The following is a 23,963-nucleotide window of genomic DNA, read 5'->3' as shown; positions in this document are numbered from 1 at the left end:
CATCGGCATGCGCGATACGTACCGGCGTAAGTGGCGCCGGGCACCGCATCTGCGATGACCGCGCCAGTTACCCCTGCCAGTTGCGACACATCGCAAGGCCCTGGGATTGACGTGCACGCCCGCTCACTGCAATCTACGTTAACCAGCTGTTTACCATGCCGCGGCTGAGATTGGGGGACAGTTGGAACCGTTCTTGGACACGAACCTCCTGAATTGGGACGATCGGGCCGAACTGCACGCGACCGACAGAACCGGCAGCTATCGTATCGAGAACGTGCTGGCTGGTGGATCCAATCTCTATGAGCTGGAAACGCGCGAGATCGGTGACTTATTCGGCAAGGACATCGTCCATCTGCAGTGCCACATCGGGCTCGACACGATCAGCCTCAGGAATCTTGGCGCCGGCAGTGTGACCGGCCTGGACTTTTCACCAAGGGCGATCACCGCGGCGCGAGTTTTCGCCTCCAAGGCGGGCAGCGACGTTCGCTTCGTCGAAGCGCCGCTGTACGAGGCTGTCGAAGCGCTCGACCGGACCTATGACATCGTCTACGTTACCTGGGGATCGGTGAACTGGCTTGACGATGTCTTCCGTTGGGCCCGGGTGGTTGCCGATCTTCTGCGGCCCGGCGGCCGGCTCTATATGGCCGAGGGCCATCCCTTGATGTTCCAGTGCAATCGCAAGGCTGCTGCGCTCGAATTGAAGGACGATTGGCGAACGCCGGTAGCGCGACCTCTCGTCTGGAACGAAGAGCTGACCTACACCGGCGATGAGCGCACCTTGAAGCATCCTCGCTACTATGAATGGATTCATCCGATCAGCGACGTGGTGAACGCCTTGATCGCTGCGGGCCTGACGCTTGATTTCCTCAATGAGCACGACACAGTTTCCTGGCAGCACTTTTCATTCGCGGTAAGGGCCGGCAAGGATATGTACGGCCTGCCGGAAAACGCCCCCAAGATTCCAATGGCCTATTCAATCGGGGCAACCAAGCGCGGCGTCGGAACGTATCGGATCGCCCAGAAGAAAGTCGATAGCCACTAGTTTCGCCATGTGGCGAAATCTGGTGCGGTCCGCGCGCGGTGTCCGAAGGCGCAAAAATTTTAAGGACTGTGAAGGCTAAAATTAAGTTATAGCGAACTAATATTCCCTTGATGAGGCTTCAAAGAGCCTGACTAACACAGGGAATCTTGTTTTATTGGCTGTTTTCGCCGACATGTCCGGCCGCATGAAGGGGGCCGTCTTTTCCCCGGCGAGGATTCCGGTGGCGATCGCGGTTGTGGTCATTGCCGTTTGCGCGGCGTTCGCTGACCATCAAAACAAAGTCGTTGCGGACCAGGCCGCCCGCGCGGATGTCCTCGCCGAAGTCAATGTCGTTCGCGCCAGGCTCGAAGGGAACATCAACGGCAACCTCCAGCTGGCGCGAGGACTGGTCGCGGCAGTCACGACCGAACCCTACATGGGGCAGCAACGTTTCGCTGAGCTTGCCAGCAGATTGTTCAACGAAGAGTCTCAACTTCGCAATATTGCCGGCGCGCCCGACCTGGTCATTTCCTTGATGTACCCGATGGCCGGCAACGAGAAAGCCATTGGTCTCGATTACCGCAAGAACGACCAGCAGCGTGCGGCTGCCTTGCGTGCGCGTGACGAGCGCAAGCTTGTTCTCGCGGGCCCGGTCGATCTGCAGCAGGGAGGACAGGGCTTCATCGGCCGGTTTCCGGTATTCGTAAAGAGTGCGGGAAATACCGACCGGTTCTGGGGAATCGTTTCCGCGGTCGTCGACGTGCAACGCCTCTACCAGGCGAGCGGACTGCTCGACAAGAATCTCGGGATTGAGGTCGCGCTCATCGGCAATGACGCCCCCGGCGCGAAGGGAGTCCGGTTCTTCGGTGACGAACGTGTCGTCAAAGGCGATCCGGTGACGGTCGACATTCTTGTCCCGTCAGGCTCCTGGCGGATCGCGGCGATTCCCAAGGGCGGTTGGCCCGCCACGCCCGCCAACGCCTGGCGGCTCCGGGCGATCATGGCGGCGGCAGCGGCACTGATTTTGTTTCCCTTCCTGGCGGCCGGCCGCCTGATCAATGAAAGGCAGCGAAACTACTGGGAACTAAATCGGCTGTCGCGACGGCTGGAACTTGCCCTGGAGGCCTCGGCCATTGGCGTTTGGGAACACGACCTCGAAACCAACCATCTTGCCTGGGACGACCGCGTCAACGAAATATATGGCAGGGAGGCTGATGGCGGACCGCGCGGATATACCGACTGGGCCGGGGCCATTCATCCCGACGATCTGCCTCAGGCGCTTACAGACTTCGACAATGCCGTGACCGGGCGAGGCACATATTCATCGGAATACCGGGTTGTTCGTCCAGACGGCGAAATTCGCCATGTCCGGTCCAGGGCGATCTTTTACGAGACCGCGAACAATTCACCGCGAATGGTGGGGGCCGAATGGGACGTGACGTCAGATGTAATGCTGAACACCGATCTGGTTCGCGCAAAACAGCTGGCCGAGTCGAAAAATGCGGAACTCGAAGCTGCCAAGGCGCGCACAGAACATGTCGCCATGCACGATTCGCTGACGGATTTGCCCAATCGGCGCTACCTGGACCAGGTGCTGAATGATTACGCGGCAAAGGCCAGGCTGAACGGCGGCCATGCCGCACTGCTTCACGTCGATTTGGACCGCTTCAAGCACATCAACGATACGCTCGGCCACGCGGCGGGCGACGCGATGCTGGTGCATGCCGCATCCGTTCTCAAGTCCAACGTCGGCGATCGAGGTTTCGTCGCTCGGGTTGGAGGAGACGAATTCGTAGTGCTCTGCACGGTAGGCGGTGAAGATGCCCAGGCGGCCGCGCTTGCGGACCGCATTATCGAAGAGATGCGCAGGCCCGTTTATTACCACGGTCACCAGTGCCGTTTTGGCGTCAGCGTCGGAATTGCAATCGACGATGGTACGGGCGCCGAAACCAGACAGTTGCTGGTAAATGCCGATATCGCCCTTTACCGGGCAAAGAGACGTGGCCGCAACCGGTTTGAATTCTTCACTGGCGAGTTGCAAAGCGAAATCGTCAACACGAAGAGAATTGCCGACGAAATTCTCGCCGGCCTCGAACAAAATCAATTCATCGCGTTCTACCAGCCTCAATTTAGCGCCAGGACGCAGGAGATCGTGGGAGTTGAAGCGCTGGCTCGGTGGAACCACCCTGAGAAGGGTATTCTGACACCCGACGTTTTCCTGAAGACCGCCGAAGAACTGAACGTCGTCTCGATAATAGACCAGAAAATCCTCCAGCAATCGCTTTTGGATTTCGAAGCATGGTCCGCGCAGAAGATTGGCGTTCCGCGCGTGTCAGTCAACGTTTCGGCACGGCGCCTTCACGATGAGCAACTCATAGCGAGTTTGCGAGATCTCGACATCAGGAAGGGAACGTTTTCCTTTGAGCTCGTCGAATCCATCTTCCTCGACGACAACGATGACCTGGTCACGTGGAACCTCGAGCAGATCAAGCAACTCGGTATCGACATCGAGATCGACGATTTCGGCACCGGCTACGCCTCAATCGTCAGTCTGCTCAAATTGCAGCCTCGCCGCCTGAAGATAGACCGCCAGTTGGTCGATCCAATCGTGAATTCACCCCAGCAGAGGCAAGTCGTGTCTTCGATCATCGAAATCGGCAAATCCCTCGGCATCGAGATCGTAGCAGAGGGTGTCGAGACGATGGAGCACGCCCGTCTGCTTAAAGCGCTTGGCTGCGACATTCTGCAAGGCTACGCCTTCGCGCAGCCCTTGGATTCCGACGGGCTGAGCAGATTCGTTCGATCTCGTCGGTTGTCCGTCGCCGGCTGATTCCGTTCGAATTCCCAATGCATGTCGCCCGGAAGTGTCCTCGGTTCCGGGATAACGACATGCATAAAATCAGAAGCTTACAGCAGGTCGGGCGAATCCTATTCGCCGCGACATGCTGTAGGCTTGGCGTGACCTCACCTGAACAGGGCAGCCGTCCACGCTCCACCCGCCGCGTTCGACGCCACCGCCGCGGCGACGAACTTCACGCCGCGCGCGCCGTCGACCACGTCGGGCACCTGCGCCGCGCGGGCTGGATCGACCGCGCCTCCCGAGCGGTGGGCGCGGATGATGTCGGCGGCGTCGCGATAGAAATTGGCGAAGGCCTCGATATAGCCTTCCGGATGTGCCGCCGGCATGCGCGACACGCGGCGGGCTTCAGCCGTCGAGCCATGGCCGCCGCGCACCAGCGTGCGGGTTTCCTCGCCATGGACGGAAAAGCGCAGTTCCTCCGGCCGCGCGCCCGACCATTCGAGCCCGGCTCTGTCGCCATAGATGCGCACGGAGAGATCGTTGTAGTGGCCGGGCGATGTCTGGCTGGCCAGGATCGTACCGCGCGCGCCATCGGTCCAGCGCACCAGCACATGCGCATTGTCATCGAGCCGGCGTCCGGGCACGGCGGTGAACAGGTCGGCCGACACAGCCTCGGCCTCGCGGCCGGAAATGAAGCTTGCCAGGTTGAAGGCGTGCACGCCAATGTCGGCCAGCACCGCCGACTGCCCTGCCCTCGCCGGATCGGTGCGCCACTCCGCCTGCTTCTGGCCGTCGGCGTCGATCGGCTTGGTCAGCCAGTCCTGGATGTAGGCCCCATGCACCGACACGATCCGGCCGAGCTCGCCCGTCATCACCATTTCGCGCGCCTGGCGCACCATGGCGTAGCCGGTGTTGTTGAGCGTGACGACGAAGCGGCGCTTTTTCGCCTTCGCGAGCGTCACCAGCGCTTCGGCGTCACCGAGCGTCGTCGACAGCGGCTTGTCGCAGATCACGTCGATGCCGGCTTCGAGAAAGGCGGTGGCGATCGGCGCGTGCAGATGGTTGGGCGTGACGATGACGACCGCCTCGATGCCATCCGGCCGCGCGGCTTCGGCCTTTGCCATGGCGCGGTAGTCGGCATAGCTGCGCTCCGGCGCGATGCCGATCTCGGCGGCCGAGGCGGCGGCGTTGTCCGGATCGGACGATAGCGCGCCGGCGACCAGCGCGATCTGGTCATCGAGGCGCATGGCCAGCCGATGCACGGCGCCGATGAAGGCATTGCGGCCGCCGCCGACCATGCCGACCCGCAGACGCTGGCGCGTCGATCCATCCGATGTTGCGTAGACCATGTTTTCTCCTCAGGGCCTGACTGTTTTAAGGGGCTGAATCCCGATGTCGAGTTCTACGGCGCCCTCGTAGAGCGCCAACTTTGAACCGTTTACATCCCTCGCTAAGACATCCAAGCGAACACAATTTCCAATTTCCATATTGTAAAACGATCGTATCGCGCTAGCCTGAATTCATGAGCGGGGCGAGAAAACCGTCCGGACGATCCGGCGAGGCGGCGACGCGCAAGCGCGGGCGTTCGCTGGCGGCGCTTGGCTATATGCAGCCGCGAAACTATGAGGAGCTACGCGCGGTGCTGTCCTCCGGCACGGTGCATTTTCCCAAGCGCCTGCGCCAGGTGGCGATTTTCCTGTGGCAGCATCCGAGCGAGGTGGCGCTCGGCACCATCGCCCAGGTGGCGGCACAGGCCGGCGTGCAGCCCTCGACGCTGGTGCGCTTTGCCCAGATCTTCGGCTATTCCGGCTTTTCCGATTTTCAGGGCCTGTTCAAGGACCACATCAAGGGATCCTGGCCGGAAGGCCGCGGCGAGCAGCGCGCCGAGGCCGAGCCCAACACCGCCCTGCATTTCCTGCACGGCATGGTCGGTGCCTCGCAGGCCTCGCTCGGCCGCATCGAAAGCGGCTTCGATGTCGAAAGCTTCGAGAAGATGGTGACGCTGCTGGCCGAGGCGGACCTGATCTACGTCATCGGCTCCAAGCGCGCCTTCCCCGTCACCACCTATCTGTCGCTGACGCTTTCGCAGCAAGGCGTGCGCAATGTGCTGGTCGACAATGTCGGCTCCTCCGCGCTCGACCAGGTCGGCTGCATTGGCGCCCGCGATGCCGTGCTGGCGGTGTCCTTCAGCCCCTACAATTCGATCACGCCGGACCTCGTCGCGGTGGCGCATGAGCGCGGCGCCCGTATCGTCACCATCACCGACAGCACGTTCTCGCCGCTGATCCGGCTCTCGGACAGCTGGCTGGAAGTGGTGGAATTCGACTTCGCCGGGTTCCGCTCGCTGGCCGCCTCGCTGGCGGTCGGCATGGCGCTGGTCCAAGGCGTCGCCGCGCGCCGCGGCACATGAGGCGTCGCTGGCACAATTGACTAGCGGGAATTATCGTTCCATATTCCAAAAAATAGAAACTTTGTTCCGGGAGGAGGAATGGAGACCAGGCTCGACGGCAAGGTGATACTGGTCACCGGGTCGACGCAAGGCATAGGCCGGGCGATCGCCGAAACGGCTGCGCGCTCCGGCGCTGAAGGCCTGGTGATTACCGGCCGCGACAAACTGCGCGGCGCCGAAGCAGCGGGAGCGATTTCAAGGTTGGGCGTTCCTACCGTGATCGTTCCGGCCGATCTCTCCGACCCTTCCGCCCCGGCACGATTGGTGGATTTTTGCGTTTCCCACTTCGGCCGCATCGACGGCCTGGTCAACGCCGCCGGCCTGACCGACCGCGCTTCCTTTCTCGACGCGACGCTGGACGACTGGGCGGCGCTGTTCGCGGTCAACGCGCGCGCGCCGTTCTTCCTGATGCAGGCCGCGATCACCGACATGAAGAAACGCGGCCAGCCCGGCGCGATCGTCAACATCCTGTCGATCAACGCTCATTGCGGCTCGCCGGAGTTGGCCGTCTATTCCGCCACCAAGGGCGCGCTGGCGACGCTGACCAAGAACGCCGCCAACGCCCACCGCTTCGACCGCATCCGCGTCAACGGCATCAATGTCGGCTGGACCGACACGCCGGCCGAGCGGGTGATGCAGGCCGAGACGCTGGGCAACGGCCCGGGCTGGCTCGACGCCGCCAATGCCGCGCAGCCCTTTGGCCGGCTGCTCGAGCCGGACGATATCGCCAACCTCGCCGTCTTCCTGCTTTCCGACGCGGCCGGGCCGATGACCGGCGCGGTGATCGACCAGGAGCAGGCGGTGATCGGGGCGAACCGGTGAGCAGCATCGAAACGCTCGGACCCAGGCTGCTGGAGCGGCTTCCCGCCGCCGTGCAAAGACCGTCCTATGACCGGGCGTCGCTGGCTCCGGGCATGGCCCATCTGGGCGTCGGCGCCTTCCACCGCTGCCACCAGGCCGAATTCACCGACGACCTGCTCTCGCTTAAGCTCGCGCGCTGGGGCATCGTCGGCATCAACATCCGCCCGCCCACCCTCGCCGACACGCTTGGCCGGCAAGGCGGCCTCTATACAAGGCTGATCCGCGAGAACGACCATGTCGAGGCGCGCGTCATCGGCAGCATTGTGAAAGTGGTCGACAGCCAAGCCACTCCTGGCCCGGCACTCGCCGCGCTCTCCTCACCCGAGATCGAACTGGTGACGATGACGGTGACGGAAAAAGGCTATTGCCACATCCCCTCGACCGGTGCGCTCGACCTCGGCCATCCCGACATCGTGCATGACCTCGCCAATCCGGACGCACCGCGCAGCGTGCCCGGTATCCTGACGCGAGCGCTGGAGCAGCGTAGGACCACACATGGCCAGAGGCTGACTCTGCTCTCCTGCGACAACATTCCAACCAACGGCCTCATCCTGGAAAATGTCGTGCGGAGCTTTGCCGAACGGCGCGGCAACGGGCTCGCCGACTGGATCGCGATCAATGCCGCCTTCCCCTGCGCCATGGTCGACCGCATCGCTCCGGCGGTGACACAGGACGATCTCGACAGCGTCGAGCAATGGTTCGGCTACCGCGATGCTGCCGTTGCCGTTGGCGAACCGTTCCGGCAATGGGTGATCGAGCAGAAATTCGCCGGCCGCATGCCAAGCTGGGACCTCGTCGGAGCAACCTTCGTCGATGACGTTACGCCCTTCGAGCATCTCAAGATGCGGGTGCTGAACGGGGCGCAAACGACGCTCGCCACGCTCGGTGTGCTGGCGGGGCTCGAACACACATTCGATGCCATCGCCGACCCGCTCCTTTCGGTCTTCGTCAGGCGCATGCTGGTCGAGCAAACGCTGCCGACGCTGATGCCGGTGCCTGGCATGGAGCCACTGGCTTATGTCGACCAGAGCCTCGGCCGCTTGCACAACACCGCCATCCGCCATCGCAACCACCAGATCGCCACCGATGGCTCGCAGAAGATCGTGCAGCGCCTGCTCAACCCCATCCGCGACCGGTTGAGCCGCGGCGCCAGCATCGGCCTGCTGTCGGTTCCGGTCGCCGGCTGGATGGCCTATCTGATCCTGGCCTCGTCCCGCTTCGGCAAACGCTGGCCGGTGTCCGATCCCTATGCCGGCAAGGTCGCCGCGATTGCCGACGAAATCGGACGCGATGCGCCGGCGCTGGCTTCCGCCATCCTGGCTATCGAAGGGATTTTCGATCCTGGCCTTGCCGCTAACGAAACCTTCCGCAGGGCGATCACTTCGGCGGTTGGCGAACTGCTGTCGGACGATCCGATGGCGGCCGTCCGTCACGGTCTCGGACAAGACGGGGTCGCGAGGTTGAAGCGATCCAAACAATCGGCATTATAGGCATCGATCGCGGGCTCGCGGTCAGGGAGGCATGATGAAACTTGGACTGCTCACCGCACCGTTGGCGGAGACGCCGCTTGGCGAGGTCGCCGGCTGGGCAAGCTCCGTCGGCTTCGAGGCGCTGGAAATCGCCTGCTGGCCGAAAACCTCCGGCGCCACCCGCCGCTATGCCGGCACCAGCCATATCGATGCCGACGGCACGTCGGCCTCGCAGGCAAAAGAGATTGCCGCCGCGCTGGCGGAAAAGAACATTTCCATCTCCGGCCTCGGCTACTACCCCAACCCGCTGCATCCCGATGCCGCTCACCGCGAGGCGGTCATCGGCCACCTGAAGAGGGTCATCGTGCTGGCCGCCAATATGGGCGTTCCCTTGGTTAACACCTTCTGCGGCGGCGATGCCTCGAAAGCCGTCGACGTCAACTGGCAGGATGCGCTGAAAATCTGGCCCGAGATCGTCGCGTTCGCGCGCGGCCATGGGATAAAACTCGCCTTCGAGAACTGCCCGATGATCTTCAGCTATGACGAGTGGCCAGGCGGCCACAACATCGCCTATTCGCCGCAGGTCTGGCGTCGCATTCTCGAAGCCTGGGGCGGCGAGGTCGGCATGAATTTCGACCCCTCGCATCTGGTCTGGCAGATGATCGACCAGGCGCGCTTCATCCGGGAATTCGGTCCCTACATGCTGCATGTCCACGCCAAGGACCTGATGATTGATCATGATGGTTTGTACGAGCGCGGAATCCTTTCGGCCGGGATAGGCTGGCAGGTGCCGCGCATGCCGGGGCTGGGCGATGTCGACTGGAGCGGCTTCTTCTCCGGCCTCTACCGCGCCGGATATGATGGATCGGTCATCATCGAGCACGAGGACAGGCGATTTGAAGGCAGCGACGAGCAGGTCAAGCGAGGGTTTCTGCTCGCCCGCGACGTGCTGCGTCCCTTCGTCAAATAACGGCAAGACGCACCACTTGACTCTGTTTGTGAGTGGCACGGCTTAACGGATTAGAACTGAACTGAAAAACAAATGTGGAGGAAGACTGAAATGAAGACATATATGACCATGGTTCCGCTGCTTGCCAGCGCGGCGCTGCTGGCCTCGGTGGGCATCTCGTCCGCTGCCGGCAAATACACGATCGGCATTTCCAACACCGTGCAGGGCAATGGCTGGCGCGAGGAGATGGTCTGCGCCATGAAGGCGCAGGCGCTCGCCTCCGGCGAAGTGACCAAGCTCAATATTGCCCATCGCAACACCGATGCCGCCGGCCAGCTCGAGGACATCCGCAACCTGATCAGCGCCAAGGTCGACGCCATCGTCGTCAACCCGGCCGATCCGGCCGGCATCAAGGCGGGCCTCGAGGAAGCCACCAAGGCCGGCATCGTCGTCGTCGCCGTCGACCAGGCGGTCACCGAACCGTCGGCCTACATCATTTCCAACGACCAGGAGCAGTATGCCTATCTCGGCGCCAAATGGCTGTTCCAGCAGATGGGCGGCAAGGGCGAGGTGTTTTACATGCGCGGCGCCGCCGGCGCATCGGCCGATAGCGATCGCGACAAAGGCTTCAAGAAGGCGCTGGCCGAATTCCCCGACGTGAAGGTCGCGCAGGAAGTCTTCACCGGCTGGCAGCAGGACCAGGCCAAGCAGCAGATGCTGTCGTTCCTGGCCACCGGCACGCCGTTCAACGGCGTGTGGACGTCGGGCATCGACAACGTCATCGTCGACGCGCTGGTCGAATCGCAGGCGCCGCTGGTGCCCGTGGTCGGCGCCGACAATGCCGGCTTCGTCGGCCAGCTGAGCTCGGTCAAGGGTCTCGTCGGCGCGGCGGTCACCAACCCCGGCTCGATCGGCGGTGCGGGCGTGACGCTCGCCCTGCAGATCCTCGACGGCAAAAAGCCGGCGCAGCAGACCGTGCTGGTCGACCCGCAGCTGTGGGACAACGCCACCGACGAAGGCAAGGCCAAGCTGAAAGCCGCCGCCGATCCGTCGCTCAGCCCCGAATGGCCTGTCTCGATCATGATCCCGGGGTGGACGACGTATACCAAGGACCAGATCGTGGCTTGCAAGGGCCCGGGCGAGTAAGCAGCGGTTTCGCTGACCACCGTCGGCGCTGCCCCTCACTGTCCTGCCGGACATCTCTCCCCGTGAACGGGGAGAGAGAAGCTGGCCGCAACGCCGGCGACAAGCCTCCTCTCCCCGTCTCTATACGGGGAGAGGATGCCGGCAGGCAGGTGAGGGGCGGCGCCGACATTCGCAGTTTACTTGAACACACAACCCCGAGAACCAAACAATTTGACCACCAACCCTATCCTCGACGCGTCGGGCGTCGCCAAGAACTATGGCGCGGTTGCCGCCTTGCGCAACGCGTCGCTCTCCGTCCTGCCTGGCGAGGTGCATGCGCTGATGGGCGCCAATGGCGCCGGTAAGTCGACGCTCGTGAAGATCCTGACCGGCGCCATCCATGCCAATGCCGGCCGCATCCTGATCCGTGGCGAGGCGCGCGACATACGCTCGCCCGCGGCCGCGCGCCGCGCCGGGCTGCTACCGGTCTACCAAGAGCCGTCGCTGATCCCGGACCTCGACGTGCTGTCCAATCTGCGGCTGACCGGCACGCCGGTCGAGCCGTTCCGCGCCTGGGTGCGCGAACTCGGCATTCCCGACCTCGATTTGCGCGACACCGCTCGTGACATTCCGCTGGCGGTGCTGCGCGTACTGGACCTTGCGCGCGCACTTGCCGTCGAGCCCGACGTGCTGCTGCTCGACGAGATGACGGCGGCACTGCCCGCCAACCTTGCCGAAAAAGTGCTGGAGGTGGTGCGCCGCCAGGGCGACGCCGGCCGCGCCGTGATCTTCATCTCCCACCGCTTCGTCGAAATTGCCGCCCTTTGCGACCGCGCCACGGTGTTGCGCGACGGCGCGACCGTCGGCGTCGTCGACATTGAACCGGGAGTCGAGGAAAAGATCGTCGAGCTGATGCTCGGCGACCGCATCGAAAAGGCCAAGGTCGCCGCCCGCGGCGCTGCCCAGAAGGCGGCGCCCGCCCCTGCCAGCCCGCGCATCGCAGTGCGAAACCTGAGCGTCGGCACCAAGCTCGGCGACGTCTCCTTCGATCTCGGCGATGGCGAGGTCGCCGGCGTCGTGGCACTGGAAGGCCAGGGCCAGGACGAGCTGTTCGCTGCCCTTGCCGGCTCGATCAGGCCATCGGGCGGCACCGTCGAGGTCGACGGCTATCAGGTGAAATTCGCCCACCCGATCGACGCCATCCGCGCCGGCATCGCCTATGTGCCCGGCGACCGGTCCGAGGCGCTCGCCATGAAGCGCTCGGTGCGCGAGAACATTGCGCTCCCCTTCAGCGCGGCACTGCGCAACTGGGGTCCGATTGCCATGCGCAAGGAACGCGCGACGGTGCAGAGCGCCATCCAGCGCCTGCAGATCGACACCCGCGCCCAGGGCGAGGTGCAGCGCCTATCCGGCGGCAACCAGCAGAAGGTAACCATCGCCCGCTGGATCGCCGCGGACGCCCGCACCATCCTGTGCTTCGACCCGACACGCGGCATCGATGTCGGCACCAAGCAGGAGATCTATCGTCTGCTGCGCGAACTTGCCGGACATGGCAAGTCGGTGCTGTTCTACACCTCTGAACTCGAAGAAGTGCAGCGCGTCTGCGACCGCGTCATCGTCATCTTCGGCGGCCGGCTGGTCGACATCTTCCCGGTCGAGGAAGCCGACGAACCAGCGCTGATGCGCGCCGCCTACGGCCTGCCGCGCGGCGCCAAGGCCGACATCGGCATCCTGGCCGATCCCCAGTCCCCGTCTTCGGGGACGATACCATGAGCCATTTCCTGCGCCGCCAGGGCTGGGTAACAGGCCTGTTCGCCCTGCTCATCGTTCTGTTCATCGCCACCAAGTTAATCCAGCCCGGCTATGGCAGCGGCGATTTCGGCTCGCTGGCGCGCGCGGTGCTGCCTTACGCCTTCGCCGTCGCTGCCCAGACCGTCGTCGTCATTGCCGGCGGCATCGACCTCTCGGTCGCCGCCATGATGGCGCTGACCAGCGTCACCGCGGCCTCGATGATGGCCGGCGCCAGCGAGGAATACGCGCTGATCGTGGTGCCTTTCGTGCTGGCCATGGCTCTTGTGCTGGGCGCGCTCAACGGCCTGCTCATCGTCGTCACCCGCGTGCCCGACATCGTCGTCACGCTGGCCATGCTGTTCGTGCTGCAAGGGGCGGCCCTACTGGTGCTCGGAGCGCCGGGCGGGGCGGCGGCCGAATGGCTGAAAGCGATGATCTCGGACACCGTGCCGATACCCGGCCTGCCTGATACGATCGACGCCTGGCTGCCCAAGGCGCTGCTGGTGCTGATCGTCTGCCTCTGCGCAATCTGGATTCCGCTGCGGCGCTCGCGCCTTGGCCTCTCCATCTACGCCATCGGTTCGAGCGAACTGGCGGCGTTCCGCAGTGGCGTACCCGTCGCCCGCACAAGGGTCATCGCCTACGCGCTGTCCGGGCTGTTCGCGGCCATGGGCGGGCTGGCGCTGACCATGAGCACCGGCATTGGCGCCCCCATCCCCGGCCCCTATCTGCTCGCCAGCGTCGCGGCGGTCGTGCTGGGCGGCGTGGCGCTCGGCGGTGGCAAGGGTGGCCTACTCGGCCCCATCGTCGCCGTCTTCGTGCTGCGCCTGGTGCGCACGGACCTTACCCTGCTCGCCATAGACCCCAACGTCACCGCCATCATCGAAGGCCTGATCATGGTCGCCGTGGTGATGTTCGGTGCGTTTATTACGATGCGGGGGCGGCAATGATGAGTGGACATGAATTGACGCGCAGCGCTCTACGGCGCCCCCCTCTGTCCTGCCGGACATCTCCCCCTCAAGGGGGGAGATTGGCAGCTTTGGCGCCTCGCTCATTCTTGCAACGCGGACAATTGGCGAAAGCCGTCACGACATCCAATCTCCCCACTAGAGGGGGAGATGGCCGGCAGGCCAGAGGGGGGCGCCGTAGAGCGCCACCCTTCCCCTGCAATGCCACCAAACCCACCCCGTCGCGAGCAGGAGCCGCCCCATGAGCAGCACCGCGATCACGCCCGTCCCCTTCGGCCGCCGCCTAAAACGCTTCATGGCCGACCGGCCGCTCATCCCGCTGGTCATCCTGCTCGTCATCCTGGTGTTGATCCTGCAGATCCTGCGGCCTGGCATCGTCAACGAGCGCTGGATCGCCAACACCATCAAATTCGCCATTCCGCTGGCGATCCTCGCCGGCTGCCAGACCATGACCATGCTGACCGGCGGCATCGACCTGTCGGTCGGCACGGTGGCGACGATGAGCGCCTTCATCATGGCGACGCAAGTGCTGAACCAGGACCCGGCGGTGGCGTTCCTGCTGGCGATGATGCCGGCGGTGCTGATCGGCCTCGTCAACGGCATCGGCGTCGGCGTCTTCCGCGTCCACCCGCTGATCATGACGCTGGGCACCAGCCTGATCGGCACCGGCTGCCTGCAGGTCTACCAGCGCACGGTGATCGCCTCGGGCGCCAAAATCCCCGACTTCCTCGCCTGGCTCGGCACCGGCGTCACCTATGGTTTCCCCAACGCCTTGCTGCTGTTCGTGCCGCTGGCGGCGCTCATCGTCTTCACGCTCGCCCGCACCGGCTTCGGCCGGCTGCTCTACGCCGTCGGCGACAATGAGCGCGCGGCGCGCCTCTCCGGCGTCCAGTACTGGCAGGTCATCACCGCGCTCTACATCACCTCCAGCGTGCTCGCCGGCATCACCGGGCTGCTCTATATCGGCCTGATCAAGGCGCCTTCGCTCTCGCTCGCCGAACCGCTGGTGCTGCCCTCGGTGGCGGCCGCCGTCATCGGCGGCACCTCCATCTTCGGCGGCCGCGGCGGCTACACCGGCACCATCATCGGCGCCCTGATCCTCACCGTGCTGACGACGCTGTTGACCATCCTGCAGATGCCTGAGGGCGCGAGAAGGATCTTGTTCGGGCTGATCGTGCTGTTCGTGACGGCGGCGTATTTGCGGATCGTCGAGGAGCGGTAGGCCGAGCGATACGTCCGGGCCGTTCGACATTGAGTGTGGTCGCCCCAGGCGACAAGGGAGGTGACTTCATGGAAAAGATCATCCTGGACTGCGACCCTGGGCATGATGACGCTATCGCCATTCTGCTGGCGGCAGGCAATCCACAGATCGACCTTCTCGGCATCACCTCGGTTTCGGGAAACCACAATGTCGAGAACACCACACACAATGCGCTGGCCGTATGCACCGCATACGGCATCAAGGTGCCGGTGGCGAAGGGCTCTCCCGGCCCGCTCATTGGCGACCAGGTGCTGGCCGTCGAAATCCACGGCGATACCGGGCTCGACGGCCCCGTCCTGCCACCCGCCTCGTTCGAGCTCGACAAGCGGCATGCCGTCGACTTCATCATCGACACGGTCATGGCGCATGAGCCGAAAACCATCACACTCGTGCCGGTCGGTCCCTACACCAACATCGCGCTCGCCATCCGCAAGGATCCAAGCATCATCGGGCGGGTGAAGCGGGTCGTCGCGATGGGTGGAGCCTTCACGCGCGGCAACATCACGCCTACGGCGGAGTTCAACATCTATGCCGACGCCGAGGCCGCCGACGTCGTGTTCCGCGCCGATTGGGACGTCACCATGGTCGGCCTCGACCTCACGCATCAGGCGCTGGCCACTCCGGACCTGCAAAACAGGGTGCGCGCCATCGGCGGCCCGATCGCCAGGTTCATCCTCGATATCTGGGAGTTCATAGCCACCACGCATGGTGGCCTCCTGCAGATCGAATATCCCGCCATCCATGATGCATGCTGCGTCGCGGCCATGATCGACCCGACCGTCTTCACCACCGAGAAGGCGGATATCCGCGTCGAAATCGCCGGCCGGTGGACCAAAGGCATGACGGTCTGCAATTTCGAGAAAATGGGCGGCATGCACCATTTCGGTGGCACGGCAAGCGAGCAAGTCGACTTCCGCCATACCGTGGCGATGAAGCTCGACCATTCGAAATTCTGCGACCTGATCGTCGATGCACTCGAGCGCCTGACCAAAAGCAAGGCATAACGCCTCGCGTTGCCAGCGCGCCCGGCGGAAAGCGGGCTATCGTTCTCACGTGAAGATTGTATTTGCCGTGCGAACCGCACGCCATTGTCAATCCGGAGAAACTCCAACTGAAAAAAGAACCCGCCCCGGCGTTAACCGAAGACGGGCGCTCTTCGGCTACCGATCTCCAACGGCCGAGTGCGTTCCACTGAGGCGATGCTATTGCGTCGATCTGCTCGGGGCGCTCGTGCCGAGGCAGGGCTTGTGCCGGGCAAGCTTTGCACTCTGGAGTTCGGCGAACTCAGTCTTTCTTCCACGCCGCCAGCAGCGGGCCTTTGCTTCCATAGACGGGGTCCTTGCCCGGACGACCTACCCTGGGGATCGTCACCACCGCCTTGGCGTGATCGGCGGCGGTCGTGCATTCGTCATAGGTGCCGGACGGCGGATAGGCGCCAACCACGAGAAAGTCGTCGGAGGCGAAGATGCGCTGGTGCCCGGTTCCGGCCGGAAGAACCGCGACATCGCCGGCCTTCAGCGCCAGCGTTCGTCCCTTCTTGCCGCCGAACCGGACTTTCGCGATACCGCGCGCCACGCCCAGCACTTCGTGGATGCGCGAATGGTAGTGGACATAGTCGTAGATGCCGTTGCGCCAACTGTCCCCCCATCCGTTGGCCGAGAAAAGCTCCTCCATGACGGTCGCGGGATCGAAGTCCACCGGCAGCGTGACGGCGCCGCGATAAACCACCAGCGGCCAGGACGGATGGTTGGGCACCAGCCCATCGTCCCCAAACCTGAACTCGTTCGATTTTCGTCGCCTGACAAGATCGGCCGCCTGTTGCCTGTCGGATCTTGCGGCACCGGTCACCTGTTCGGCTGCGTTCTTGATGCTTTGCAGGATGCTCATGACGTCGCCTCGTCTCGGGGAACCCAATGCTGACTTAACCTGCGTGGCCGTCGCTTGGTTCCCCGCAGGCTCAGCGCCCGCGAAGCCGGGAACCGATCGCCGCACACCAGACGGACCGGCTCATCATCCCATCGGAATGGCGGGCGGTCGACGGTGTCATCCAGTAAGGGTGGCGTTCTCGCACGGCTGGCCTTCACCGAAATCCGATAAGCGACCGCACCCGGCCGGTCTTGCAGGGTGCCCGCCTGATCAGCCCGAGGTTGAACGTTTCATGGCGCCCTCACAGCGCCAGACTTCCCCGCTCCGCCCCTTCGGCGTTGGGGTCGCCGGGCGCGGTTGCCCAGGCGAGTTCGACCAGCGTCACCGTGCGCCGGCCGGCGCCGTCGAGCTGGCAGACGATGAGGCCCTGCTCCTCGATATAGGTCAGCAGCCGCCGGGCGCGGCGCATGGAGTGCGAGCCATAGGCGCGGGCGATCGCGGCGTCGCTCGGGCACGGCCAGCCCTCCTTCGCCGCGCGCGCGATCATCATGAACACGCCCTGCATGTCCTCCGGCAGCAGCGAGGCGCGCACCGAAACATCCCGCCACGCATCATCCTCGGCCATCTCGGACCCCACCCCGGCGCGGGCGCGTGTCAGCATGCGCCGGAATTCCTGGAGATCTGGCACCACCGAAGCCAGCCCCTCGATGCGGCAGCGCACGACGAACTCCTGGTAGAGAACGCCGATGACGCGAAATCCCGCATCGGGCTCGACCAGGATGGCGCGCAGGATGCGGTCCATCCGCTCGCGCCGTTCGGCCAGATCCTCGGCGCTGATCGGCGGCTCGACCGGTTCGGGGCGGATGTCGCGCGGCGCCGATTTCGCCGCCATCAGTTGCTCCAGCAGGTCCGGCGACGCCACCCGGCGCGGCGCGCGCATCGTCTCCGGCGGCGGGGCGGCCAGGATGATGGCGCGGGCATCCTCGAGCGCCGCCTGCGGCAGCGGCATCAGCCTGGGCGTGCCGTTGCGCGGGCTGGTGTCGGTCGGGCCGATGCGAAGGCCGAGCGGGCGGCGCGACAGTGCCGGCCCCAGCGCCATGAACTGCCCGCGCTCCAGATCGCGAAAGGCCTCCGCCTGCCGCCGCTCCATGCCCAGGAGATCGGCGGCGCGCGCCATGTCGATATCGAGAAAGGTGCGGCCCATGAGGAAGTTGGAGGCTTCCGCCGCGACGTTCTTGGCGAGCTTGGCCAGCCGCTGCGTGGCGATGATGCCGGCGAGCCCCCGCTTGCGGCCACGGCACATCAGATTGGTCATGGCGCCGAGCGAGAGCTTGCGCGCCTCGTCCGACACCTCGCCGGCCACCGCCGGCGCGAACAGCTGCGCCTCGTCGACGACCACCAGCATCGGGTACCAGTGGTCGCGCGCGACCTCGAACAGCCCGCCGAGGAAGGCGGCGGCACGCCGCATCTGGTTCTCGGCATCGAGCCCTTCGAGGTTGAGCACGGTCGAAACACGATGGATGCGCGCCCGCTCGCCGGCCGCCTGCAGGCCGCGCTCGGTATGCTCCTCGGCATCGATCACCAGATGGCCGTAGCGTTCGCCCAGCGAAACGAAGTCGCCTTCCGGGTCGATGATGGTCTGCTGCACCCAGGGCGCGCTCTGTTCGAGCAGCCGTCGCAAGAGATGTGACTTGCCGGAGCCCGAATTGCCCTGCACCAGAAGGCGGGTCGCCAGCAACTCCTCGAGATCGAGGTTCGCCGGGGTGCCCGCCGTCGTGTTTCCCATCTCGATCGCAACGGTCATGCCAGACTCATCAACTCCTTCGCAGACGGGCTTACCAACCCGATCGCGGCCCGTCGAGCGGCGCGGAGCCTGCGATTCGCGTTGCGCACAGCCGATAGAACGATGACGTGGCCACGATGGACGACCGGAAACCGGCGGGCCGCCTGCCGTTTACAGCCGCGGCCCTGTGGATAGTAACCACCTGTTCACCATGGGCCGGTGTTCCAATTGCGGACACCAGGCATCCGCCTAACCTGACCCTGCATCGCGCCCCAATGTGATGCACCCAACGCCCCCAAATGGCGACCGGCGTCTTCAAGTTCTTCTGTGTATGCGCCGGTCGTCAGCACGTCACGTCATCGCATCCTGCCGTGATACCGGCGGCAACTGCGGTGCGGCTGGTGCAATCCGACAATCATACATGCCCCGCGGACCGGGCGGAACAAGCAGCCCCATCGAAACAGGATGGGCGTGCAAAGTTTGGGTTGACCGCCTCCGATGGCGAGGCGACACTTCATCCCACAGCAAGGCAGGAGGAAAAACGATGGATGAGCCCGACCGCTGGCGCCACATGTCCAGCGCGCCGAAAGACGGCAGCCGGATACTCGTTACGGTCCGCCCGTCCGAACAGGGGCCAGCGGAAGTCGACCTCGCCTACTGGTCACGCGCCGATCAGTTCGGTGACGAAGGCTGGCGTGCCTCCGATTCCTCGCCCGGCCGCGTCGTCGAATATGTCGAGCCGGAGCTGAAATGCTGGATGCCGATGCCCTCGGCCAATCTCAGCCGGGGCGCCTCGATGCCGGCGCCATGGGAAGGCGACGACGCGCAACAGCTGGACGGGTCGGGGATTTAGGGCGCCGAGGGCTATGGCGCCGATCTCCCCCCTCGTGGGGGAGATGTCCGGCAGGACAGAGGGGGGCGCCGTAGAGCGCCAACCTCAATCACAATCGAAACTGCCATGCCTCATACGCCATTGCCCCCACAAAACCGCGCAAACGCTCGATCGATGCGCAAGGTCATGACCGACGCGGAGTTGAAGCTCTGGAATGAACTTCGCGCGCATCGGCTGATGGGACTTGGCTTTCGAAGACAATTTCCGATTGCCGGCTATATCGCCGACTTTGCGTGCCCGCAGAAGAAGCTCGTCGTCGAACTCGATGGATCGCAGCACGGCGACGCAGAGCTTGCAGCGGTCGACACCTTCAGAACGAAGCGGCTGGAACAGGACGGCTGGACCGTGCTCCGGTTTTGGAATGACGATGTCATCCGCGACATCGACAATGTCTGCCAGCATATTGTCATTGTGGCGGGTTTGGGTGGTACTGACTGAGTGGCCGGCGGGACAGTGCCCCCCTCTGCCCTGCCGGGCATCTCCCCCACGAGGGGGGAGATTGGCAAGCTTCAACGCCAGCTCCTTTAAAACAAAAACGCTGCCGTCGCCGGGTTCGGCCCGTTACGGCCGTCGGCCGAATCCATGCCGCCGATCGTCTCCAGGTCCCGCGCATCCAGTTCGAAATCGAAGACGTCGAAATTGGCCGCGATACGGTCCTGGCGCACAGACTTCGGGATGACGATCAGCCCTTGCTGGAGATGCCAGCGGATCATCGTCTGCGCGGCGGACTTGCCGTGTTTGCGGGCAATGCCTGATATGGTCGGGTCGCTCAGCAAGCGGCCGCTGCCCAGCGGGCTCCAGCTTTCCGTATGGATGTCGTGCCGGGCGTGAAACTCCCTGAGCGCGCGCTGCTGGAAGCGCGGATGTAGCTCGATCTGGTTGACGACGGGTGTCACGCCCGTCTCGCCGATGATGCGTTCCAGATGATCAGGATTGAAATTCGAGACGCCGATCGACTTGATGCGGCCGGCCTGCTTCAGCTCGACGAGCGTCTTCCACGCCTCGACATATTTGTCCTGGCTGGGCACCGGCCAGTGGATCAGGAACAGGTCGAGCTGCTCGACGCCGAGCTTTTGCATCGTGTCGTCGAAGGCACGAAGCGCCGCATCGCGCTGGTGGGCGCCGTTGCGCAGCTTCGAGGTGATGAACAGCGCGCTTCGCGGCACGCCGGCGGCACGGATCGCCGCGCCGACCCCTTCCTCGTTCTGATAGCCCTCGGCGGTATCGATCAGCCGGTAACCGGCCTCGATCGCCCAGCCCACCACTTGCGCGGTGATGTCGTGATCGACCTGCCACACGCCAAGGCCAAGCTGGGGAATGGCGGCGCCGTCGTTCAACGTGATCTGTTCGGGCATGGTCTGGTCCTTTTGCGGGGATGGTCCAGCCTATCTAGGCTCGACATCGCGCAGCGGCCAGTCGGTGGGGGAAAATTCGTGTCCCTCACTTTGGTCGGCGCACCGCCCGCACCACGCCGGCGTTTCCGCTGCCGCAGAAGAGGCGGTCGCGGCCATCGGATTCCAGCCCCGAGACGCCCATGCCGGCAGGCATGTCGAGCTTCTCCAGAACCTTGCCTGTCCGTGGGTCGATGCGGCGCAGATCGCTTTCGTCGCCCTCCCAGGTGGCATGCCACAACTCGCCGTCGACCCAGGTCACCCCGGTGACGAAACGGTTGGATTCGATGGTGCGCAGGATCGCCCCGGTCTCGGGATCGATCTGGTGGATCTTGCGCTCCCGGTGCTGTCCGACCCAGAGCGCGCCCTCTGCCCAGGTGAGCCCGGAATCGCCGCCATTGCCGGGTGCCGGAATGGTGGAAAGCACCTCCCCCGTGTCGGGATCGATCTTCTGGATGCGGTCCTTGGCGAGCTGGAAGAAATGCCGGCCGTCATAGGCGGTGCCGGCATGTGCCGCGACATCGATCGAGCGCAACGCCTGACCGCTCTCCGGATCGAAGGCGTTCAGCCTGTCGCCCGAGGCAAACCAGACGTTCTTGCCGTCAAAGCTCACCCCGGCCACCGTATTGGCACCGGGAAAGGGTCCGTATTCCCTCAAAATTTCGGCCGCTGAATGTTTCATGTCTTGATCCTCGATGGTGGTCCTCATCGCTTCCTAGTCGTTCGGTAGCGGCGCCGGGAGTAACAAGGTGGTCGTGAAACCCGCCACCGGCGGCGTCATCCAGCGGCGCGCCCGGCCATGGCCGAAGGACTGCACCTTGCCGGCCTCGGCAAGTGGCTCGAGCGCCCGCTGCACGCTGCGCTGGCCGGTTCCAAGCGCCAGCGCCAGGGCCGAGCTCGACCAGGCCTCGCCGTCGGCCAGCAAGGCCAGCACGGCCGCGTGCCGCTCTTCGATCGGCCGCGCCAGCACCATCACCGCGCGCGCCTGGCGCGGCCCCAGCGTGAAGCCATGCTTGGTGGCGCTGATGCCGGCCAGTGCGCGAAGCTCGGCGCGCAGCCGCCCGATCTCGACGCGCAGGCGCGCGCGGTGCGATTCATCGGCATGCCTGCCGCCGAAGGCCCGCGCCACGAGTTCCCCCCGCGACACGTCCCCGGGCCAGGCTTCGGCGAGCGACCGTGCCAGCGAAAACAGCACCGGCCGGCTCGCCAGCGAGATCGTGACCCCGCTGCTGCGCACGGCGTAGCGGAAAGCATCGACGACCAGCGCCGGCGATCCCTGCAATGCCTCGACCTCTTCGAGCAGCAGCGGCTGCTCCCTGCCCTGCACGATCAGCCGCGCAGCGGGTGTCTCCAGCGCCAGCCATGCGCTGTCGACCTCCGCGATGAGGCCGGGAATGCCGGCCTTGCGGGCGGCATGGCGTGCCCACTCCAGCGCCGCGCGCGCCGGCCTGGTCCGCAGGCGCCGCATGGCGATGCCGGCGACGGCGAGCTCGTGCGCGGCTCTGGCCGCCGGCGGAAGCGGCGCCGGGTCGAGCCCGGCCAGCACATGTTCGGCCTCGTCGAGGCGGCCGATCAGCAGCAACCGCCGCACCTTGAGATGGCCGGCATGCGCCGCGTTCAACCGGTCGCCATGCTTTTCCAGCGTCGTGCGGGCCGCGTCGAGCGCCTTGGCCGGCCAACCGAGATCACGCGAGACCAGCGCGATCTCGGCCTCGGCGACGACGCATCTGGCCCGCGCGACGGCCTCTTTCGGGGAGAAGGCGCGCACGGCCCGCCGCAACAAGAGCTTGGCGCGATCGAAGTCGCCGAGCTGCGCCATCGCGATGCCGCGCAGCGCCAGCGCCGGCGCGTCCTCGCGCAGGGCGACGCGATCGAGCGCGCCGAGCGGATCGCCGGCCGCCAGCGCCAGCGCCGCCGAGGTGATCAGCGAGTCCATTCAAATCCCGTCATACTTGTAACTCCCACCTCGGCGCCGCGCCGCCCTAACTTAAGTCAGTACCGTCAACCAGCAAGTCGGCAATGACGGCACGCATAGGAGAACAAGAAGATGCCTGCTTCCACCGACCTCGATCTCGACGCCGACGCGTCGAATGATACGGCCAAGCACGCCGCACGCCACCCCTGTTGCGCCGGACCGGATCTCTCGGATCCCACCGCGCCTGCGGCACCCCGGCATACCCAGGCAACACCACACCGCAACGACGCCACGACTGGCCAAGGAGAAGACCAATGACCATGACGATGAAGACCCCGCCGATCGTTTCACGGCAAGACTGGGAAGCCGCGCACCAAAAGATGCTGGTGAAGGAAAAGGCGACGATGCGGGCCAGGGACGCGCTGTCGGCCGAACGCCGGCGCATGCCATGGACGGAAGTGGACAAGGCTTACGTCTTCGTGGGTCCCGACGGCAAGGTGAGCCTGCTCGACCTGTTCGAAGGCCGCCGCCAGCTGATCGTCTACCGCGCCTTCTTCGAGCCCGGCGTCTATGGCTGGCCGGAGCACGCCTGCCGCGGTTGCTCGCTCGGCGCCGACCAGGTCGGCCACCTCGCCCATCTCAACGCCCGCAACACCACGCTTGCCTATGCCTCGCGCGCCCCGCAGGCCGACATTGCGCGGCTGAAGCAACGGATGGGTTGGGAGATGCCCTGGTACACGATCACCGACAGCTTCGACAAGGATTTCGGCGTCGACGAATGGCACGGCCACAACGTGTTCATCCATGATGGCGACCGCATCTTCCGCACCTATTTCATCAACAACCGCGGCGACGAGGCGTTGGGTACTGTCTGGAGCTATCTCGACGTCACGCCGCTCGGCCGCCAGGAGACCTGGGAGGACTCGCCCGAAGGCTACCCGCAGACCCCGCTCTACAGCTGGTGGAACTGGCACGATAATTACGAAGCCGGGGCCGACAAGAAATGGGCCGAAGTGTCCGCCGCCGGCGAGGCCGCCTTCCGCGACAAGGCCAACCAGTAGCCGGCGCAAGACTGTCCAGCCTGGGTTCCCCTCCCCCCTCCGGCAGGGCCGAGGAACCCAGGTCCCGACGGGTCGCAACCACCAAGGGAATAAGACCATGAGCGATATCCATTCCGGCATCGGCAGCGCCGAAAATGCCGCCCCTCGTGGCATCGCCGACTGGCTGTGTCTCGCCGCGGCGCCCACCTTCGCGGTGATGGCGCTGGTCTCCTGTCTTCAGGGTGGCGATGCCGCCATGCTATGCATGGGCGCTAATCCCTCGCCGCTGGCCGGCCCAATCCTGACCGGAATGCCTGCCATGTATCTGCTGATGAGCGCTTTCCATCTGGCGCCCTGGCTGCGGGTGATCTCCCGCCGGTAG

21 protein-coding genes are annotated in these 23,963 nt (G+C 64.7%); 15 read left to right on the top strand and 6 right to left on the bottom strand.

Features of this window, described 5'->3' with window-relative positions:
* The first annotated feature begins 193 nt into the window (after positions 1-193).
* Together LB543_RS13520 and LB543_RS13515 are read left to right on the top strand one after the other, a co-directional pair.
* A complete protein-coding gene (locus LB543_RS13520; protein WP_224593243.1) occupies positions 194-1,042 on the top strand; it encodes a class I SAM-dependent methyltransferase in 849 nt (282 codons plus the stop codon).
* 184 nt (positions 1,043-1,226) lie between these two features.
* Positions 1,227-3,851 (top strand): EAL domain-containing protein, encoded by a 2,625-nt coding sequence (locus LB543_RS13515; protein ID WP_224614491.1) that lies wholly within the window; start codon positions 1,227-1,229, stop codon positions 3,849-3,851.
* Between the two features lie 134 nt (positions 3,852-3,985).
* Here the strand turns inward: LB543_RS13515 and LB543_RS13510 are convergent, their stop codons facing one another.
* Complete coding sequence (locus tag LB543_RS13510) at positions 3,986-5,170, bottom strand: Gfo/Idh/MocA family protein (protein WP_224614442.1); 1,185 nt, start codon at positions 5,168-5,170, stop codon at positions 3,986-3,988.
* A gap of 173 nt (positions 5,171-5,343) precedes the next feature.
* On the opposite strand from LB543_RS13510, the gene LB543_RS13505 reads away from it, so the two are divergent.
* The 9 genes from LB543_RS13505 (at position 5,344) to LB543_RS13465 (ending at position 15,698) form a co-directional block, all read left to right on the top strand.
* A complete protein-coding gene (locus tag LB543_RS13505) occupies positions 5,344-6,231 on the top strand; it encodes a MurR/RpiR family transcriptional regulator (RefSeq protein ID WP_224614441.1) in 888 nt (295 codons plus the stop codon).
* 78 nt (positions 6,232-6,309) lie between these two features.
* On the top strand, positions 6,310-7,092 hold the full coding sequence (locus tag LB543_RS13500; RefSeq protein WP_224614440.1) for an SDR family oxidoreductase: 783 nt from the start codon (positions 6,310-6,312) through the stop codon (positions 7,090-7,092).
* Complete coding sequence (locus LB543_RS13495) at positions 7,089-8,621, top strand: mannitol dehydrogenase family protein (protein ID WP_224614439.1); 1,533 nt, start codon at positions 7,089-7,091, stop codon at positions 8,619-8,621. The genes LB543_RS13500 and LB543_RS13495 overlap by 4 nt, the downstream gene beginning before the upstream one ends.
* 34 nt (positions 8,622-8,655) lie before the next feature.
* Positions 8,656-9,570 (top strand): sugar phosphate isomerase/epimerase family protein, encoded by a 915-nt coding sequence (locus LB543_RS13490; RefSeq protein WP_224614438.1) that lies wholly within the window; start codon positions 8,656-8,658, stop codon positions 9,568-9,570.
* Between the two features lie 90 nt (positions 9,571-9,660).
* The gene (locus LB543_RS13485; RefSeq protein ID WP_224614437.1) at positions 9,661-10,695 is read left to right on the top strand and encodes an ABC transporter substrate-binding protein; all 1,035 of its coding nucleotides are present in this window, start codon (positions 9,661-9,663) and stop codon (positions 10,693-10,695) included.
* 210 nt (positions 10,696-10,905) lie between these two features.
* Positions 10,906-12,447 (top strand): sugar ABC transporter ATP-binding protein, encoded by a 1,542-nt coding sequence (locus LB543_RS13480; RefSeq protein WP_224614436.1) that lies wholly within the window; start codon positions 10,906-10,908, stop codon positions 12,445-12,447.
* Positions 12,444-13,415 (top strand): ABC transporter permease, encoded by a 972-nt coding sequence (locus LB543_RS13475; RefSeq protein ID WP_224614435.1) that lies wholly within the window; start codon positions 12,444-12,446, stop codon positions 13,413-13,415. Before LB543_RS13480 ends, LB543_RS13475 begins: the two co-directional genes overlap by 4 nt.
* A 259-nt stretch (positions 13,416-13,674) precedes the next feature.
* The gene (locus LB543_RS13470; RefSeq protein ID WP_224614434.1) at positions 13,675-14,655 is read left to right on the top strand and encodes an ABC transporter permease; all 981 of its coding nucleotides are present in this window, start codon (positions 13,675-13,677) and stop codon (positions 14,653-14,655) included.
* Positions 14,656-14,723: 68 nt separating this feature from the next.
* Positions 14,724-15,698 carry a nucleoside hydrolase gene (locus LB543_RS13465; protein ID WP_224614433.1) on the top strand — a complete coding sequence of 325 codons (975 nt, stop codon included), beginning with the start codon at positions 14,724-14,726 and terminating at the stop codon, positions 15,696-15,698.
* Positions 15,699-15,978: 280 nt separating this feature from the next.
* Here the strand turns inward: LB543_RS13465 and LB543_RS13460 are convergent, their stop codons facing one another.
* Both LB543_RS13460 and LB543_RS13455 read right to left on the bottom strand, forming a co-directional pair.
* Positions 15,979-16,581: a cupin gene (locus LB543_RS13460; RefSeq protein ID WP_224614432.1), complete on the bottom strand. Its 603-nt coding sequence runs from the start codon at positions 16,579-16,581 to the stop codon at positions 15,979-15,981.
* A 280-nt stretch (positions 16,582-16,861) separates the two neighbouring features.
* On the bottom strand, positions 16,862-18,364 hold the full coding sequence (locus tag LB543_RS13455; protein WP_224614431.1) for an ATP-binding protein: 1,503 nt from the start codon (positions 18,362-18,364) through the stop codon (positions 16,862-16,864).
* 523 nt (positions 18,365-18,887) lie between these two features.
* On the opposite strand from LB543_RS13455, the gene LB543_RS13450 reads away from it, so the two are divergent.
* Together LB543_RS13450 and LB543_RS13445 are read left to right on the top strand one after the other, a co-directional pair.
* Positions 18,888-19,196 carry a hypothetical protein gene (locus LB543_RS13450; protein WP_140762202.1) on the top strand — a complete coding sequence of 103 codons (309 nt, stop codon included), beginning with the start codon at positions 18,888-18,890 and terminating at the stop codon, positions 19,194-19,196.
* 153 nt (positions 19,197-19,349) lie between these two features.
* The gene (locus LB543_RS13445) at positions 19,350-19,673 is read left to right on the top strand and encodes an endonuclease domain-containing protein (RefSeq protein WP_263498695.1); all 324 of its coding nucleotides are present in this window, start codon (positions 19,350-19,352) and stop codon (positions 19,671-19,673) included.
* Between the two features lie 86 nt (positions 19,674-19,759).
* Here the strand turns inward: LB543_RS13445 and LB543_RS13440 are convergent, their stop codons facing one another.
* The 3 genes from LB543_RS13440 to LB543_RS13430 all read right to left on the bottom strand — a co-directional run bounded on the left by LB543_RS13440 (position 19,760) and on the right by LB543_RS13430 (position 22,562).
* Positions 19,760-20,590 carry an aldo/keto reductase gene (locus tag LB543_RS13440; RefSeq protein WP_224614429.1) on the bottom strand — a complete coding sequence of 277 codons (831 nt, stop codon included), beginning with the start codon at positions 20,588-20,590 and terminating at the stop codon, positions 19,760-19,762.
* 85 nt (positions 20,591-20,675) lie between these two features.
* A complete protein-coding gene (locus LB543_RS13435; protein ID WP_224593261.1) occupies positions 20,676-21,308 on the bottom strand; it encodes a DUF5074 domain-containing protein in 633 nt (210 codons plus the stop codon).
* A 33-nt stretch (positions 21,309-21,341) separates the two neighbouring features.
* Complete coding sequence (locus tag LB543_RS13430) at positions 21,342-22,562, bottom strand: helix-turn-helix domain-containing protein (protein ID WP_224614428.1); 1,221 nt, start codon at positions 22,560-22,562, stop codon at positions 21,342-21,344.
* 293 nt (positions 22,563-22,855) lie between these two features.
* Between LB543_RS13430 and LB543_RS13425 the strand changes: the two genes are divergently transcribed.
* On the top strand, positions 22,856-23,602 hold the full coding sequence (locus LB543_RS13425) for a DUF899 domain-containing protein (RefSeq protein ID WP_224614427.1): 747 nt from the start codon (positions 22,856-22,858) through the stop codon (positions 23,600-23,602).
* 97 nt (positions 23,603-23,699) lie between these two features.
* Positions 23,700-23,963 carry a hypothetical protein gene (locus tag LB543_RS13420; protein ID WP_224614426.1) on the top strand — a complete coding sequence of 88 codons (264 nt, stop codon included), beginning with the start codon at positions 23,700-23,702 and terminating at the stop codon, positions 23,961-23,963.

This window comes from Mesorhizobium sp. ESP7-2, from assembly GCF_020164715.1.
Classification (GTDB): Bacteria; Pseudomonadota; Alphaproteobacteria; order Rhizobiales; family Rhizobiaceae; genus Mesorhizobium.
The sequence above is the reverse complement of the archived record's forward strand: the minus strand, read 5'-3'. Positions and strand labels throughout refer to the sequence as shown.